13 protein-coding genes are annotated in these 16065 nt (G+C 69.7%); 7 read left to right on the top strand and 6 right to left on the bottom strand.

The features are described 5' to 3' along the window. Positions 1-29 precede the first annotated feature (29 nt). The gene (locus QSU92_RS14505; RefSeq protein WP_289262881.1) at positions 30-1514 is read left to right on the top strand and encodes a sensor histidine kinase; all 1485 of its coding nucleotides are present in this window, start codon (positions 30-32) and stop codon (positions 1512-1514) included. Between the two features lie 195 nt (positions 1515-1709). Here the strand turns inward: QSU92_RS14505 and QSU92_RS14510 are convergent, their stop codons facing one another. Beyond that, entirely contained in the window at positions 1710-1958 is a 249-nt protein-coding gene (locus QSU92_RS14510) for a WhiB family transcriptional regulator (protein ID WP_124292764.1), read from the bottom strand. Between the two features lie 209 nt (positions 1959-2167). Here QSU92_RS14510 and QSU92_RS14515 point away from each other — a divergent pair, with 209 nt between their 5' ends. After that, positions 2168-2575 (top strand): histidine kinase, encoded by a 408-nt coding sequence (locus QSU92_RS14515; RefSeq protein WP_289262885.1) that lies wholly within the window; start codon positions 2168-2170, stop codon positions 2573-2575. 13 nt (positions 2576-2588) lie between these two features. On the opposite strand, the gene bcp is transcribed toward QSU92_RS14515, so the two are convergent. From bcp to aroA, 3 genes are read right to left on the bottom strand one after another with little or no spacing between them, the layout of a single operon-like run. Continuing rightward, positions 2589-3059, bottom strand: coding sequence for a thioredoxin-dependent thiol peroxidase (gene bcp / locus QSU92_RS14520; RefSeq protein WP_289262887.1), 471 nt, complete (start codon positions 3057-3059; stop codon positions 2589-2591). Further along, positions 3056-4144, bottom strand: coding sequence for a ribosome small subunit-dependent GTPase A (gene rsgA, locus QSU92_RS14525; protein ID WP_289262890.1), 1089 nt, complete (start codon positions 4142-4144; stop codon positions 3056-3058). The genes bcp and rsgA overlap by 4 nt, the downstream gene beginning before the upstream one ends. Before the next feature lie 6 nt (positions 4145-4150). Next, the gene (gene aroA, locus QSU92_RS14530; RefSeq protein WP_289262892.1) at positions 4151-5491 is read right to left on the bottom strand and encodes a 3-phosphoshikimate 1-carboxyvinyltransferase; all 1341 of its coding nucleotides are present in this window, start codon (positions 5489-5491) and stop codon (positions 4151-4153) included. A gap of 37 nt (positions 5492-5528) precedes the next feature. Between aroA and QSU92_RS14535 the strand changes: the two genes are divergently transcribed. Together QSU92_RS14535 and QSU92_RS14540 are read left to right on the top strand one after the other, a co-directional pair. Then, complete coding sequence (locus QSU92_RS14535) at positions 5529-6197, top strand: sigma-70 family RNA polymerase sigma factor (protein WP_289262893.1); 669 nt, start codon at positions 5529-5531, stop codon at positions 6195-6197. Beyond that, positions 6194-6436: a zf-HC2 domain-containing protein gene (locus tag QSU92_RS14540; protein ID WP_289262895.1), complete on the top strand. Its 243-nt coding sequence runs from the start codon at positions 6194-6196 to the stop codon at positions 6434-6436. Before QSU92_RS14535 ends, QSU92_RS14540 begins: the two co-directional genes overlap by 4 nt. Positions 6437-6484: 48 nt before the next feature. Here QSU92_RS14540 and QSU92_RS14545 read toward each other — a convergent pair whose 3' ends face one another. Then, entirely contained in the window at positions 6485-10267 is a 3783-nt protein-coding gene (locus QSU92_RS14545; protein WP_289262897.1) for a multifunctional oxoglutarate decarboxylase/oxoglutarate dehydrogenase thiamine pyrophosphate-binding subunit/dihydrolipoyllysine-residue succinyltransferase subunit, read from the bottom strand. Between the two features lie 178 nt (positions 10268-10445). Here QSU92_RS14545 and guaB1 point away from each other — a divergent pair, with 178 nt between their 5' ends. Further along, a complete protein-coding gene (gene guaB1 / locus QSU92_RS14550; RefSeq protein ID WP_289262899.1) occupies positions 10446-11903 on the top strand; it encodes a GMP reductase in 1458 nt (485 codons plus the stop codon). A gap of 22 nt (positions 11904-11925) precedes the next feature. Here the strand turns inward: guaB1 and QSU92_RS14555 are convergent, their stop codons facing one another. Then, positions 11926-13422: an aldehyde dehydrogenase family protein gene (locus QSU92_RS14555; RefSeq protein ID WP_289262901.1), complete on the bottom strand. Its 1497-nt coding sequence runs from the start codon at positions 13420-13422 to the stop codon at positions 11926-11928. Between the two features lie 234 nt (positions 13423-13656). Between QSU92_RS14555 and QSU92_RS14560 the strand changes: the two genes are divergently transcribed. Both QSU92_RS14560 and QSU92_RS14565 read left to right on the top strand, forming a co-directional pair. Next, positions 13657-14982: a hemolysin family protein gene (locus tag QSU92_RS14560; protein WP_289262902.1), complete on the top strand. Its 1326-nt coding sequence runs from the start codon at positions 13657-13659 to the stop codon at positions 14980-14982. Next, complete coding sequence (locus QSU92_RS14565; protein ID WP_289262904.1) at positions 14979-16028, top strand: hemolysin family protein; 1050 nt, start codon at positions 14979-14981, stop codon at positions 16026-16028. The genes QSU92_RS14560 and QSU92_RS14565 overlap by 4 nt, the downstream gene beginning before the upstream one ends. Positions 16029-16065: the final 37 nt, after the last annotated feature.

Genomic DNA, 16065 nt, shown 5'->3' on the forward strand with positions numbered 1-16065 from the left:
GCACCGCCACCGCGCATAGGCTGGGAGCCGTGTCGACGCTCAGTGATCTCGTGTACGCGCAGGGCCGCTCCCGGTCGGAGGAGGTCGAGTGGCTCCACGGCCTCGCCGGCGACGGGCAGCTCCTGGCGGACCTGGCCTTCGCCGACATCGTGATCTGGGTGCCCACCGCCGATGACTCCTTCGTCGCGGTCGCGCACACGAGGCCGAGCGGCGCGGCGACGCTGTTCTATCGCGACATCGTCAGCGACCGGGTCCGCCCCCAGTGGGCCACCCAGGTGCGCGACGCCTTCGTCTCGGGGCGCATTGTCGACTCCGCCTCACCGGACTGGTTCGAGGAGACCCCCACCCGCGTGCGGGCTGTGCCGATCGTGCGCCGAAGCGGCGAGACCGTCGAGACGGTCGGGGTGCTCACCCGTCACACCAACCTCGGCGAGACCCGCACGCCGTCGAGACAGCAGATCACCTTCAACGACTGCGCCGACGACCTGTTCGGCATGATCGCCTCGGGCGAATTCCCCGACCTGTCCACGCCGACCGCGCCGCGGCGCGGGGCGCCCCGCGCGTCGGACGGGCTCATCCGCATCGACCCCGCCGGCGTCGTCACGTTCGCCAGCCCCAACGCGCTGTCCGCCTTCAACCGGATGGGATTCGACGACGAGCTCGAGGGCGAGTCGCTGGTGGAGGTCACCACCCGCATCCTCACCACGCGACGTGAGTTCGACGAGTCGCTGCCGCTGGTGGTCACCGGCCGAGCACCGTGGCGTGCCGACATCGAGGCGCAGGGGGTCACGGTGTCGTTGCGGACCATCCCGCTCCGCGACCGTGGCACCCGCATCGGGGCGATCGTGCTCTGCCGCGATGTCACCGAGCTGCGCCACCAGGAGCAGGAGCTCATCACCAAGGACGCCACGATCCGCGAGATCCACCACCGGGTGAAGAACAACCTCCAGACGGTGGCCTCGCTGCTGCGGATCCAGGCGCGGCGGTCGCACTCCGACGAGGCTCGTGAGGCCCTCACGCAGGCCATGCGCCGGGTGTCGGCGATCGCGGTCGTGCACGACACGCTGTCGGAGGGTCTCACCCAGAGCGTGGACTTCGACGACGTGTTCGCCCGCGTGCTGAAGCTCGTCGCCGAGGTCGCGGCGGCACCCAACACCCGTGCGCGAACGCGCTCGACCGGCCGATTCGGCACCCTCCCGAGCGCCTACGCGACCCCGCTCGCGCTCGCGCTGACCGAACTCGTCACCAACGCGGTCGAGCACGGACTGGCCGGTCAAGAGGGCGACGTGGAGATCCTCGCCGACCGCAGCGACGAGCGACTCGAGGTGCGGGTCCGTGACAACGGCGTGGGTCTGCCGGAGGGCCTGGTCGGGCGCGGTCTCGGCACACAGATCGTGCGCACGCTCATCCAGGGCGAACTCGGCGGCACGATCGACTGGCACACGCTGGTCGGCAGCGGGACCGAGGTCACGATCGAGATCCCGCTGCGCTACATCGAGCGGATGCAGGGCTGAATCGTCGCGGACATCCCCCGACCCGCCGCGGAACGGGTTTTCCCGAAGCGGCTCGACGCAATTCTTGACGGGTCGCGGGGAAGGGCCCCGCGGACAGGTCGCGGGGGAAGGGCTCCTCGGACGGGTCGCGGGGGAGGGGCTCCTCGGACGGGTCCGAGGGACGGCCGCCGGGTGAACCCGGGGGAGGCGAGGGGCTCAGCTGGCGCGACGGGCGCGCGCGGCGCGACGCTTCAGGGCGCGACGCTCATCCTCGGACAGCCCGCCCCAGACGCCGGAATCCTGGCCGCTCTCGAGGGCGTACTGCAGGCACGTCTCGGTGACGGTGCACCGGGCGCACACGGACTTCGCCTTCTCGATCTGGTCGACGGCAGGCCCGGTGTTCCCGACGGGGAAGAACAGCTCGGGGTCGACGGTGAGGCAGGCGGCCTTGTCGCGCCAATCCATGGTGGTGCTCCTTGATGCAGAATGGTGGGGGAAATGGTATGTCCCGGAATCGGGGCCGATACCCTGTGGGAGTGCGAGCGGATGCCCGCCCCACGTCGCTGTGGGAGCACACGGCTTATCTAATGGTCCCATAGCACATGAAGGGAATCAAGAGTCGACGTCTTGGTTTCGGCCAGGTTTCCTTCCGCCCCCCGGAACGAGAGAGATTCATGCGCGACATCATCGCCCACCGGATCGCCGGTTCGCTGCTGGCTCTCGAGGGCATAGGACTGCTGGTCCTCGTCGGCTGGCAGGTGGTCGCGCTCGCAGGCGGCGACACCGGGATCCTGACGACTGCGCTCGCCCTGCTCGTGCTGACCCTCGCCGGCGCGGCGATCGTGCTCGCGTTCGCGGGTGCCACGTGGCGGCGGGTCTCGTGGGGCCGATCGGGCGGAATCGTCACTCAGCTGTTGATCCTCGCCGTCGCGCTGGGGGCGGCGACGGGCGCCTATGCGCAGCCGTTCTCGGCGCTGCTTCTCGCGGCGCCGGGGGTGGTGGTGCTGGTCGCGCTCATCTGGGCGACTCGGACCTCGGCGCCCCCGGAAGCGTCCGACGGGGATGCGGGCCCCGGGGCGTGACCCCGGTGCGATCTCAGGCGGCGAGGCCCAGGATGCTCCGCACCCGGGCGACGTGGCCGGTGGCCTTGACGTTGTAGAGGGCGTGAGCGACACGGCCGTCCGCGTCGATCACGAAGGTCGAGCGGACGACACCCTGCACCGTCTTGCCGTAGTTGGACTTCTCTCCCCAGGCGCCGTAGGCGTCGTGCACGGCATGGTCGGGATCGCTGAGCAGCGGGTAGGTGAGACCGTCGCGCTCGCGGAACTTCTGCAGGGTCGCCGCGTCGTCGCGCGAGATTCCGAGCACGGCGAACCCTGCGGCCTGCAGCGGGGCGAGCGAGTCGCGGAAGTCGCACGCCTCGGTGGTGCACCCGGGGGTCATCGCGGCGGGGTAGAAGAAGAGCACCACACCGGTGCCGCGGAAGTCGGCGAGCGAGACCGGCGTGGAGTCCTGGTCATCGAGGGTGAAGTCGGGGGCGAGGTCTCCGGGTTCCAGACGCGTCATGGCTCCAGCCTAGGGCGAACCGGATGCCGGGGCGCTGCCCGGTCGCCGCGGTCGGCGAAGGTGGCGAGAAGCCGCTGCAGCGAGTCCAGCCGCGCCGGACCGGTGGGCCCGAGTCGCCCCTCGGCGACCGCCTCGATGAGCGCGCAGTCGGGGGCGTCGGGCAGATGCGTGCATCCTCGCGGGCACTCGTCGGCGACCTCGGCGAGTTCGGTGAAGGCACGCAGGATGTTCGCGGGGTCGACGTGACCCAGACCGAACGAGCGGACACCGGGAGTGTCGATCACCCACCCCGATCCGGACGCTCCGCGGTAGCGCAGCGAGACCGTCGAGCTGGAGGTGTGACGCCCGCGGCCGGTGACCTCGTTCACATGTCCCGTGGCGCGGCCCGCGTCGGGAACCAGGGCGTTGACCAGGGTCGACTTGCCGACACCCGAGTGCCCTACGAAGACCGTCGCGTGCCCTGCCAGCGAGGCGCCGATGCGCTCGACCGGCATCTCGCCGCGCGCACTGGTGAACACCTCGAGGTCGAGCCCTTCGAAGTGGCTCAGGAAGTCCGCGGGGTCGGCGAGGTCGGTCTTCGTCACGACCAGAAGCGGGCGGATCCCGGCGTCCAGCGCGGCGACGAGATAGCGGTCGACCAGGCGTTCCCGCGGCTCAGGATCCGCCGCGGCGACGACGACGAGCATCTGGTCGGCGTTGGCGACGATGACCCGCTCGACCTGATCGGTGTCGTCGGCGCTGCGGCGGAGGAGCGAGGAGCGCTCTTCGATGCCGATGATCCGGGCGAGGGTGCCCTCGTCTCCGGATCTGTCGCCCACCAGCCGCGCCCGGTCGCCCGTGACGATGGGGACCTTGCGCAGCTCACGCGCCCGCATCGCGATGATCTCGTGCTCGTCGTCGCCGTCTTCGTCCACGAGGACCGCGTACCGGCCCCGGTCGACACCGAGCACCCGACCGATCTGGGCGTCGGCATGCGCCGGGCGGCGCTTGGTGCGCGGACGGTTGGCCTTCGGATTCGGCCTGACGCGCACATCGGCCTCGTCGAAGTCGAGGTCATCGTCGTCGGCGTCGTCCAGCCAGCTCACGGGTGGTCATCCCTCCGCAGCTGCGCGGGGGCCGTCGAGCATCCCCTGCCAGAGCTGCGGGAACTGGGGCATCGTCTTCGCCGTCGTGCCGATGTCGTCCACCGACACCCCCTCCACACGCAGTCCGACGAGGGCGCCGGTGGTGGCGAGGCGGTGATCGTGGTGGGCGCGCCAGAGACCGGCACGAAGCGGCCGCGGGACGATGCGGATGCCGTCGGCGAGTTCGTGCGCCTCGCCGCCCAGAGCGCGGAGGTTCGCCACGAGCGCCGCGATGCGGTCGGTCTCGTGTCCGCGGATGTGTCCGATGCCGTACAGGGTCGTCGGTGCGTCGGCGAAGGCGGCGAGGGCGAACAGGGTGGGGGTCAGCTCGCCTGCGGCGGAGAGGTCGAGGTCGACGCCCGCGATGGTCTCCCCGGCGCTCACGGTCAGCGCGCCACCTCTGCGGACCACGCGTGCCCCCATAAGGGACAGGATGTCACTGAGCATGGCCCCGGGCTGGGTGGAGTGCAGCGGCCAGCCGGTCACCGACACCGAGCCGCCCGCGATCATGGCCGCGGCCAGGAACGGTGCGGCGTTGGAGAGGTCGGGTTCGATCGCGACATCCTTCGCCCGGATGGGTCCTGCGGGGACGACCCACTCACCGGGCGCGGGCCGCTCGACATGGACGCCTCTGCGGGCGAGGGCTTCGATCGTCATGTCGATGTGCGGGATGCTCGGGAGCCTGCCCCCGGAATGGATGAGATGCAGGCCCACGTCGAATCGCGGAGCGGCCAGCAGCAGCCCGGAAACGAACTGGCTGGAGGCGCTGGCGTCCATCGTCACCTCGCCACCGCGCACGTGCCCGCGGCCCCGCACGAGGAAGGGGAGCGTCCAGTGGCCGCCATCGTCGATGTCGACACCGACATCGCGGAGCGCGTGGATCATCGCACCCATGGGGCGGTGGAGTGCCGTCTCGTGGGCGGTGACCTCGACGTCGTTGTCGGCGAAGCCGGCGACGGGGCTGATGAACCGCATCACGGTGCCGGCCTGACCGCAGTCCACCGCGCCGCCCCCGTGCAGCGGCCAGATGGGGGTGATGAGCAGGTCATCGCCGAAGTCGCCCTCGCCGGGTTCCGTCTCGACGCAGACGCCGAGCGCCCGCAGCGCATCGATCATCCGGGCGGAGTCGTCGCTGTGCAACGGGGCGATCAGCCGGCTGGGGCCGTCGGCGAGTGCAGCGAGGACGAGTTCGCGGTTGGTCAGCGATTTCGACCCCGGCACCGTGACGACGGCGCGCAAGGGGCCCTCCGCCGTCGGGGCGGCCCACGCGCGGACGTCGGAGTCGGGGGAATACCCGGGCGGTGTCATCGAGTTCTACCCTAACGAACCACCGAGAGGAGCCGGGATGATCGCCACGCTCGAACGGCCTGACGCACAGACTGTCGAGGAGATCGCCGCCGTAGACTGGCGCGTGATGTCTGACCAGCCAGCCTCCGTCGAGGAAACGCGTACGCAGTTCGAGCAGCAGGCGCTGCCGTTCATGGACCAGCTGTACGCCGCGGCGATGCGGATGACGCGCAATCCGGCCGACGCCGCCGACCTCGTCCAGGAGACGTTCGTCAAGGCGTTCGCGTCGTGGAAGAGCTTCACCCAGGGCACGAATCTGAAGGCGTGGCTCTACCGGATCCTCACCAACACCTACATCAACACCTACCGGAAGAAGCAGCGCGAGCCCTTCCAAGGGGCGATCGACGAGCTGGAGGACTGGCAGCTCGGCGGAGCCGAATCGACGACGGCGATCAGTACGCGTTCGGCAGAGGCCGAAGCGATCGATCACATGCCGGCGTCGGTGGTGAAGGACGCTCTGCAGGCGATCCCGGAGGACTTCCGGTTGGCGGTGTACCTCGCCGATGTGGAGGGCTTCGCCTACCAGGAGATCGCCGACATCATGAAAACCCCCATCGGCACGGTCATGAGCCGTCTGCACCGAGGCAGGCGGATGCTGCGTGACCTGCTGGCCGATTACGCGAAAGAGCGCGGTATCGACACCGCCGCCACGGGAGTGAAGAAATGACGGACTGCGGCTGCGAGAAGGCACGGCGCGACCTCGAGGAGTACCTCCGCAACGAGGTCTGCAAGACCGAGCACAAAGACATCACCGAGCACCTGGACAACTGCCCGGGATGCCGCGACGAGGCGTTGGTGGCCCGGACGCTCACCGAGGTCGTGGCCCGGGCGTGCAAGGAGACCGCGCCCGAGGAGCTGCGCGACCAGATCCTCACGCGGCTGCGCACCGCCCAGGCCACGCACTGACCGTGCCTGACCGGCCACCGCCAGAGACGGTAACCGGTCAGCGCAGAGTTACAAGGTGAGGGCCGCCCGCATGATCTCGGCCTGCTCGGCCGCGTGCACCTTCGGCGACCCGGTCGCCGTCGACGCCATCGCGGGGCGCGAGATCAGTTCGATGTCGCGGCCGTCGAGGTGCTTGCTCAGCTCGAGGGCGATGAACGGCCATGCGCCCTGGTTCTCGGGTTCGTCCTGCACCCACACGAGGTCGGCGCCGGGGTAGTTGGCCAGTACGCGGTGCAGCGCTTCGACGGGTGAGGGGTAGAACTGCTCCAGACGCACCAGGGCGATCCGCGGGTCGGGCTTCTTGTCGAGCTCCGCGCGCAGATCCCAGTGCAGCTTGCCGGAGTGCAGCAGCACCCGCTCCACCTTCGACGCCTCGACGCCGCGGTCGTCGTCGAGCACCGGCTCGAAGCGACCCGACAGGAAGTCCTCGACCTTGCTGGTCGCTCCGCGCAGGCGCAGCATCGCCTTGGGCGTGAAGACGACGAGCGGTCGGCGAGGACGTGCGTATGCCTGGCGACGCAGCAGGTGGAAGTACGACGCCGGGGTCGACGGGCGAGCGACGATCATGTTGTCCTGGGCGCACATCTGCAGGTACCGCTCGATCCGCGCCGACGAGTGGTCGGGCCCCTGGCCCTCGTACCCGTGGGGGAGAAGGAGCGTGACGCTGGACTGCTGGCCCCACTTCTGCTCGGCGGAGGAGATGAACTCGTCGATGACGGACTGGGCGCCGTTGGCGAAGTCGCCGAACTGCGCCTCCCAGAGCACCAGCGCGTCGGTGCGCTCGACCGAGTAGCCGTATTCGAAGGCCATCGCGGCGTATTCGCTGAGCAGGGAGTCGTAGACCCAGAAGCGCCCCTGGTTGTCGGCCAGGTTCGTGAGCGGAATCCACTCCTGGCCGTTCTGGCGGTCATGCAGCACCGAGTGGCGCTGGACGAACGTGCCGCGGCGGGAGTCCTGACCGGCCAGCCGCACCGAGGTGCCCTCGACCAGCAGCGAGCCGAAGGCGAGGAGCTCGGCGAAGCCCCAATCGATGTTGCCGTTGCGGCTCATGTCCAGGCGCTTGTCCAGCAGCTGCTGGAGCTTCCCGTGCACGGTGAAGCCATCGGGCTTGTTGACGAATGCGTCGCCGATGAGGTGCACCATGTCGCGGGAGACGCCCGTGGTGTCGAGCTCGCCTGCGGGCGTGGCCCCGGCCTCATTCGCATCCGGACCGACGGTGGGCGAGGATCCGGTCTCGGCCGCGTGCGTTTCTGCGAAGGCGATCTCGAGGCGGTTCTGGAAGTCGCGCTTGGCCTGCTCGTACTCTTCCTCGGTGATGTCGCCGCGGCCGACGAGCGCCTCCGTGTAGAGGCGCCGCACCGAACGCTTGGCCTCGATGAGGTTCGTCATCAGCGGCTGCGTCATCGAGGGGTCGTCGCCCTCGTTGTGGCCTCGGCGTCGGTAGCAGACCAGATCGATCACGACGTCGCGGTGGAACTTCTCGCGGAAGGCGAAGGCCAGCTGCGCCACGCGGACGACGGCCTCGGGGTCGTCGCCGTTGACATGGAAGATCGGCGCCTGGATCGTCTTGGCCACGTCGGTGGCGTACACCGAGGTGCGCGCGTCGCCCGGCATGGTGGTGAAGCCGACCTGGTTGTTGACCACGATGTGGACCGTGCCGCCCGTGCGGTAACCGCGCAGCTGCGACATCTGCAGCGTCTCGACGACCACGCCCTGGCCGGCGAAGGCCGCATCCCCGTGGATGAGGACCGGCAGCCACGAGAACGTGCCCACGGGCTTGCGGTCCTGGCGGGCGCGCACGATGCCCTCCAGCACGCCGTCGACGGTCTCGAGGTGCGAGGGGTTGGCGGCGAGGTAGACCGGGAGCTCACTGCCGTCGTCGGCGACGAAGGTGCCCTCGGTGCCGAGGTGATACTTCACGTCGCCCGAGCCGCGCTTGGCCCCCACGGCGACCGAGCCCTCGAATTCGCGGAACACCTGTCCGTAGGTCTTGCCGCCGATGTTGGTCAGGACGTTCAGGCGGCCGCGGTGGGCCATGCCGATCGCCGCGCCGTCCAGGCCCGCCTGCGCGGCACCCTGCAGCACCTCGTCCAGCAGCGGAATGAGCGACTCGCCGCCCTCGAGACTGAAGCGCTTCTGGCCGACGTACTTCGTCTGGAGGAACGTCTCGAAGGCCTCGGCCTGGTTCAGCTTCGACAGGATGCGAAGCTGCTCATCGTGGCCGGGCTTGGTGTATTTGACCTCGACGTTCTGCTGGAACCACAGCCGCTGCTCGGGGTCTTGAATGTGCATGTACTCCAGGCCGATGGTGCGGCAGTACGAGTCGCGCAGCACACCGAGGATCTCGCGGAGCTTCATGAGGCGTTTGCCGCCGAAGCCGCCGGTGACGAACTCGCGGTCGAGGTCCCAGAACGTCAGCCCGTGCTGCTCGATCTCGAGGTCGGGGTGGGTGCGCTGGACGTACTCGAGCGGGTCGATGTCGGCCATGAGGTGGCCGCGCACGCGGAAGGAGTTGATGAGTTCCTGCACGCGTGCGGTCTTGTCCACCCGCTCGGCGACGTCGACGTTGATGTCGCTGGCCCAGTGGATCGGGGCGTAAGGGATGCGCAGTGCGGCGAAGATGTCGTCGTAGAAGCCGCGCTTGCCGATGAGCAGCTCGTGGATGATCTTCAGGAACTCGCCCGACCCGGCACCCTGGATCACGCGGTGGTCGTAGGTGCTGGTGAGGGTGATCGTCTTGCCGATCGCCATCTCGTTCAGCGTCTTCTCGCTCGCGCCCTGGAACTCGGCCGGGTAGTCCAGCGCGCCCGCGCCGACGATGCATCCCTGACCCTTCATCAGGCGCGGCACCGAGTGGACGGTGCCGATGCCGCCGGGGTTGGTGAGGGAGATCGTGGTGCCCTGGAAGTCGGCCGCGGTGAGCTTGTTGCCCCGGGCACGCGTGACCAGGTCCTCGTAGGAGGCGAGGTACTCGCCGAAGGTGAGACTCTCGGCCCGCTTGATGCTCGGGACCAGGAGCGACCGCGTGCCGTCGGGCTTGGGGAGGTCGATCGCGATGCCGAGGTTGATGTGCGCGGGGGCCACCACCGAGGGCTTGCCGTCCACCTCGGCGTAGAAGACGTTCTGGCTCGGGAACGCCTTCAGCGCCTGGATCATGGCCCAGCCGATGAGGTGGGTGAAGCTCACCTTGCCGCCGCGGGTGCGCGACATGTGGTTGTTGATGACGATGCGGTTGTCGATCATCAGCTTCGCCGGCACGGTGCGCACGCTCGTCGCGGTGGGCACGGTCAGCGACTGGTCCATGTTCGCCGCGAGGGTCTTCGTTATGCCCTTGAGGACCGTGACCGTGTCTTCATCGGCCTGCTCCGGTGCTGCCGACGGGGTGACCTTGGGAGCCTGCGCCGGAATCGGCTGCGGCGCCGCCGGCTTCGCGGTCGTGCGGGCGACGGGCTGGGCGCCGATCACGGGAACCGGTGCGGTGATCGGGTGGGCATCGTTCGCAGGGGACGAAGCCGGAGCGTCGGATGCGGCGGGCGCATCGGATGCACCGGGCGCATCGGATGCCGGGGGCGACGGGTCCTTCGCCGGTGCCGCGTCGCTGGCGGCGGCGCTGTCATCCGCGCCTCCACCGTCGACCTCGACGGGGTGATAGGCCTCGAGGATCGGCCACCACTCCTTGTCCACGGAGTTCTTGTCGACCTTGTACTGCTCGTACAGTTCGTCGACCAGCCATTCGTTGGCCCCGAACTCTCCCTCGCTCGACACCCCGACGCCGGTCACCTGGCTCGACACGCTCGATCGCCTGCTTTCATCGCCGAAATTCATCTGTCGCACAGGTCTCGGTCCGGCCCGCACGCACGATTGTTAAGACTAACCCAGTCTGCCGAGGCCGTTCCCGGGTCCAGCCCCGCTCAGTGGGCCACCAATCGCCTCTCTTCACGCGAGCGCAAAGATCCCTAGGATCGGTGCAATGGAGTTCTACGGCGAGAAACCGCAGGTCGACCTCACGTACTCGGACGTGTTCCTGGTTCCGCGCCATTCGGCGATCACGAGCCGCCTCGACGTCGATCTGTCACCCGCGGACGGCACGCCCGCGACCCTCCCGCTGGTGTCGGCGAACATGAACTCGGTGACGGGCGCACGCCTGGCCGCCACTCTCGCGCGACGCGGCGGGCTCGGCGTCCTGCCGCAGGATCTTCCCCTGCAGGAGCTCGACGCGGCGATCCGGTGGGTCAAGGCGCAGCCGGTGCCGTGGGACACCCCGCTGGTGCTGCCCTCGTCGGCGACCGTCGCCGACGCCGCACGGCTCCTCCCGGCCACTGATGGACACGGCATCGTCGTCAGCGACGCGCCCGCCGGACGCGTGCACATCGACGACGTCCATGGGGTGGTGCCCGCCCGCAGGCTGGGCTCGGCGCTGCCCGATGCGCGCCTGGGCGATCTCGCCCGCGGACATGCGGCGTCGATCGATGCGGACGATGTCGACGACGCCCGGCATGCCTTCGACCTCATCGTGGGCGCCGACGCCGAGACGGTGTGCGTGCTGCACCACGGTTTCGTCGTCGGCACGCTCTCGCGCCGCAGCGCGCTGCGCACCACGCTCTACCGCCCGGCCGTCGACGCCTCGGGGCGCCTCGCGGTCGCCGCCGCCGTCGGGATCAACGGCGACGTGGCGGCCAAGGCTCGCGCACTCGTCGCCGCCGGCGTCGATGTGCTTGTCGTGGACACCGCCCACGGGCACCAGGACGGCATGCTCCGCGCCCTCCGCGCAGTGTCGGCCGAGGGTCTCGGCGTGCCGATCGTCGCGGGGAACATCGTCACCGCGGACGGGGTCGCCGACCTCGTCGACGCCGGCGCGACGATCCTCAAGGTCGGCGTCGGCCCGGGTGCGATGTGCACCACGCGCATGATGACGGCGGTGGGTCGTCCGCAGTTCTCGGCCGTCCTCGAGACCGCCGCGGCCGCACGGGCCCGCGGCGCGCACGTGTGGGCCGACGGCGGGGTGCGCTACCCCCGCGATGTCGCGCTGGCGCTCGCAGCCGGGGCCGCCTCCGTCATGATCGGCTCCTGGTTCGCGGGCACCATCGAGGCTCCGGGGGAGCTTCTGCGGGATGACGCGGGTCGGGCATACAAGGAATCGTGGGGCATGGCATCGACCAAGGCGGTGCAGGAGCGCTTCGGTCGGCTCGATCCCTACGAGCGGGCACGCAAGGAGCTCTTCGCCGAGGGCATCTCGTCGTCGAAGATCTACCTCGACCCGCTCCGACCCGGCCTCGAGGACCTGCTGGACATGATCACCTCGGGCGTGCGGTCGTCCTTCACCTACGCGGGCGCGCACACCGTGTCGCAGTTCCACGAGCGCGCCCGCGTGGGCCTCCAGTCCGCCGCCGGCTATGAGGAGGGCAAGGCGCTCCCCGTCAGCTGGTGATGGTGTCAGCAGGCGTGACCGCTCAGAGCGGGTACTGTCCCGGCTCGCGCCGCATCGTGATCCAGCGGGTCGCGGTGAAGGCGTCGATGTTCGCCTGCGCGCCTCCGTGGCGCGAGCCGGTGCCCGACGCGCCGACGCCGCCGAACGGGGCGTTGGCCTCGTCGTTCACGGTCTGATCGTTCACGTGCACGATCCCCGACGGGATGCGCTGCGCCATCTCCCACCCCGCCATCGCGTCGGCGGTGACGATGCCCAGCGACAGCCCGTACTCGGTGTCGGAGGCGAGGGCGACCGCCTCGTCGTCGGTGGCGAACGACACCACCGATGCGACCGGGCCGAAGACCTCGTCGCAGTAGGCGGCGGCGTCCTTCGGCGGGTTCGCGAGCACCGTCGGGCGGTAGAAGAGGTCCTGGTAGGTGCCGCCCGCGGCTAGCGTCGCCCCCTGGGCGACGGCGTCTTGCACGAGCGTGTGCACGCGGTCGCGCTGGACCTCGTCGATGAGCGGCCCGAGGTGCACCTGACCTGCGGCGGGATCGCCGACGACCATCGATTCGGCCTTCGCGGCGAGCTTGTCCACGTAAGCGTCGAAGAGCGACTCGTGCACGATGTGGCGGCCCACGGTCATGCAGATCTGGCCCTGGTGGAGGAACGACCCCCACGTGGCGAGGTTGACCGCCCTGTCGACATCCGCGTCGTGGCGGATGACGAACGCGGAGTTGCCGCCGAGCTCGAGGTGCGCCCGGGTCAGGTGGCGTCCGGCGAGCTCGCCCACGGCGCGCCCGGCGCGCGTGGAACCCGTGAACGCCACGACCCGCACCCGCGGGTCGGCGACCATCGCCTCACCGACATCGGCGCCGCCGGGCACCAGCTGCAGCAGTCCCTTCGGAAGGCCCGCCTCCTCGAAGATGCGCACCATGCTCACCCCACCGGTGATGACGGTGCGGGGGTCGGGTTTGAGCAGCACGGCGTTGCCGAGGGCGAGCGCGGGGGCGACGGCGCGGATGCCGAGGATCAGCGGCACGTTGAACGGCGAGATGACCCCGACCACACCGACGGGAACCTGCTGTGCCAGGGACAGCCGGGGCTCCTCGCTGGCCAGGATCGAGCCGAGGGGGGCCGAGGGGAGGGCTGCGGCCTCGTAGCACTCCGCGGCCGTCACGTGCAGGGCGAAGCCGGCGAGAGGCGGGATGGCGCCGACCTCGCGGACGTTCCAGCCCATGATCTCCTCGGCGTGCTCCTCCCACAGCTGCGCCGCCTTGCGCAGAACACCGGCGCGTACCGGATGCGGGGTCGCCGCCCACTCCCGCTGGGCGCGTGCTGCTCCCTCGGCTGCTTTCGCGACATCCGCGGGCCCGGCCATGCCGACCATGGTGAGCGTTTCACCGGTCGCGGGTTCGACGGAGGCGGTCTGACCCCCCTCGCCGTGCACCCAGGCTCCGTCGATGTGGATGAGCCCCGCGAACACGTCGGGGTTGATGAGGGTGGAGGTGGCGGTGGGGGAGTCGGTGACGGTCGACATCGTTGTTCCTTCGTCAGATGTGCACGTTCAGCGGATGGATTCGCATGAATGCGTGTGGGAAGCGTACGACGATCTCGGCGGTCGAGGGAGGGTCAATCCCACTCATCGGCACATCGATCCCCCGGGGCGATCGGCGTCGTCCTGCCGTAGACTTCTCGGCGAAATGGACGACCCTCCCAGTTGTAGACCCTCGCCCCACCGCCCCGCCCCCTCCCTGAACGGGGGTGGCACGTGATGGATTACGTCATGTTGGGCGTGGGGCTCCTGCTGACCGTCGGCACAGGCCTGTTCGTCGCGAGCGAGTTCGCGCTGGTCAATCTCGATCGTGCCGACCTCGAGGCCCGCCAGGAGGCGGGGGAATCCCGGCTGTCGCTGACCATCAGCGCGCTGCGCATCACTTCCACGCACCTCTCGAGCGCCCAGTTGGGCATCACTCTGACGACGCTGCTGACCGGCTACACGATGGAACCGGCCATCTCCAACCTGCTGCGTCCGATCCTGATCGGCTGGGGATGGCCGGAGGGCGTGGTCGTGGCGCTGTCGTCGATCATCGGCGTCTCGATCGCGACGGTGTTCTCGATGATCATCGGCGAGCTCGTCCCGAAGAACTTCGCTCTGGCGGTCCCGCGCCAGACCGCCAAGCTCGTGATGCCCTTCCAGGTGGCCTTCACCACCGTCTTCCGCCCCGCCATCCGGCTCCTCAACGGCAGCGCCAACGCGGTGCTGAGGGCCCTCGGCATCGAGCCCAAGGAGGAGCTGTCGGGCGCGCGCACGGCTGAAGAGCTCTCGAGTCTCGTCCGACGGTCCGCCAGCGCCGGCGTCCTGGAGAAGGACACCGCCAGCCTCCTGGACCGCAGCTTGAACTTCGCCCGGCTCACCGCGGCCGACGTCATGACGCCTCGCCCCAGCATCCATGCCCTGTCGTCCTCCGACAGCGCCGACGATGTCATCCAACTCGCCCGCCGGACGGGCCACTCGCGCTTTCCCGTCACGGGGGAGTCGATGGACGACATCACCGGCATCGTGCACCTGAAGGCCGCGATCGGCGTGCCGCGAGAGCGGCGTGCCGACGTGCCGGCGGCGGCCCTGGCGAGCGAGGTCCTGCGCGTGCCCGAGGCGGTGCACCTCGACGCCCTCGTCTCGGAGCTGCGGGCCCGCGGCTATCAGATGGCGGTCGTCGTCGACGAGTACGGCGGGACCGCGGGCGTGGTCACCCTGGAAGACCTCGTGGAGGAGATCGTCGGCGAGGTGCTCGACGAGCACGACCGCCGCCGCGCCGGCATCGTGCGCGGGAGCGGGTACGTGAGCTTCCCCGGCGAGCTCCGCCCCGACGAGGTGCGCGACCGCACCGGCATCCGCATCCCCGAGGGAGACGTGTACGACACCGTGGGCGGATTCATCATGAGCGTCCTCGAGCGCATTCCCGCCGTCGGCGACAGCGTGAGCATCGAGGACGGCGATCTGGAGGTGCAGCGGATGGACGGCCGCCGCGTCGACCGGGTGCGCTTCACGCCGGCGGTCGTCGCCGCCCACACCTCGGCGGGGGGTGAGGACCGATGAGCGATTGGGCGGGAATCGCCTGGCTGGTCGTACTCCTCCTCGGCAACGCCTTCTTCGTCGGCGCCGAGTTCGCCGTGATCTCGGCCAGGCGCTCGCAGATCGAGCCCCTGGCGGAGAGGGGCGTGCGCGCTGCTCGCACCGCGCTGTACGCGATGGAGCACGCGACCCTGATGCTCGCGACCTCGCAGCTGGGCATCACGATCTGTTCGCTGCTGATCCTGAACGTCTCCGAACCCGCCATCCACCACCTGCTCGAAGAGCCGCTGGCGCTCACGGGGCTGCCCGAAGGGCTCGTCGACGCGATCGCCTTCGCCATCGCCCTGGTGCTGGTGTCGTACCTCCACGTCGTCTTCGGAGAGATGGTGCCGAAGAACCTCGCCTTCTCGGTGCCCGACCGTGCGGTGTTGATGCTCGCGGCCCCGCTGGTGTGGGTGTCGAAGGTCTTCCACCCCGTGATCTTCACGCTGAACTGGATCGCCAACCACGTCGTGCGCCTGTTCCGGGTGGAGCCGAAGGACGAGGCCGCCTCGACGTTCACGCTCGAGGAGGTCGCCACGATCGTCAACCAGTCGCGCATCGAAGGCGTGCTGGACGATTCGGCGGGGACGGTCGCGGCGGTGATGGAGTTCACTGACAAGAAGGCGAAGGACATCGCCGTGCCGCTGGCGGACCTGGTCACCCTTCCCGAGACCACGACGCCCGGCGACATCGAGCGGGCCGTGGCCCGGCACGGCTTCTCGCGGTACGTCATCGTCGGCTCCGACGGCGCCCCGGTGGGCTACGTGCACCTCAAGGACATCCTCCGGGTGGCCGAGGGGCCGGATGCCGCGGTGGACACCGCCATCCCGCCCAAGCGCATCCATCACATGGTGCCGGTGCAGGAGACCACCGACCTGGAGGACGCCCTGGCGCTGATGCGACGGGACGGCCGCCACCTCGCGCAGGTGCGGAACGAAGGCGGAACGATCACCGCGGTGCTGTTCCTCGAGGACGTCATCGAGGAACTCGTCGGTGAGGTGCAGGACGCGACCCGCCGCCGCCGCTGAAGGCCGAGGTGAGGCGCCGGACGCCTGAGTAGGGTGA

Origin of the sequence: Microbacterium sp. ET2 (genome assembly GCF_030347395.1) — a bacterium.
GTDB classification, from domain to species: domain Bacteria; phylum Actinomycetota; class Actinomycetes; order Actinomycetales; family Microbacteriaceae; genus Microbacterium; species Microbacterium albipurpureum.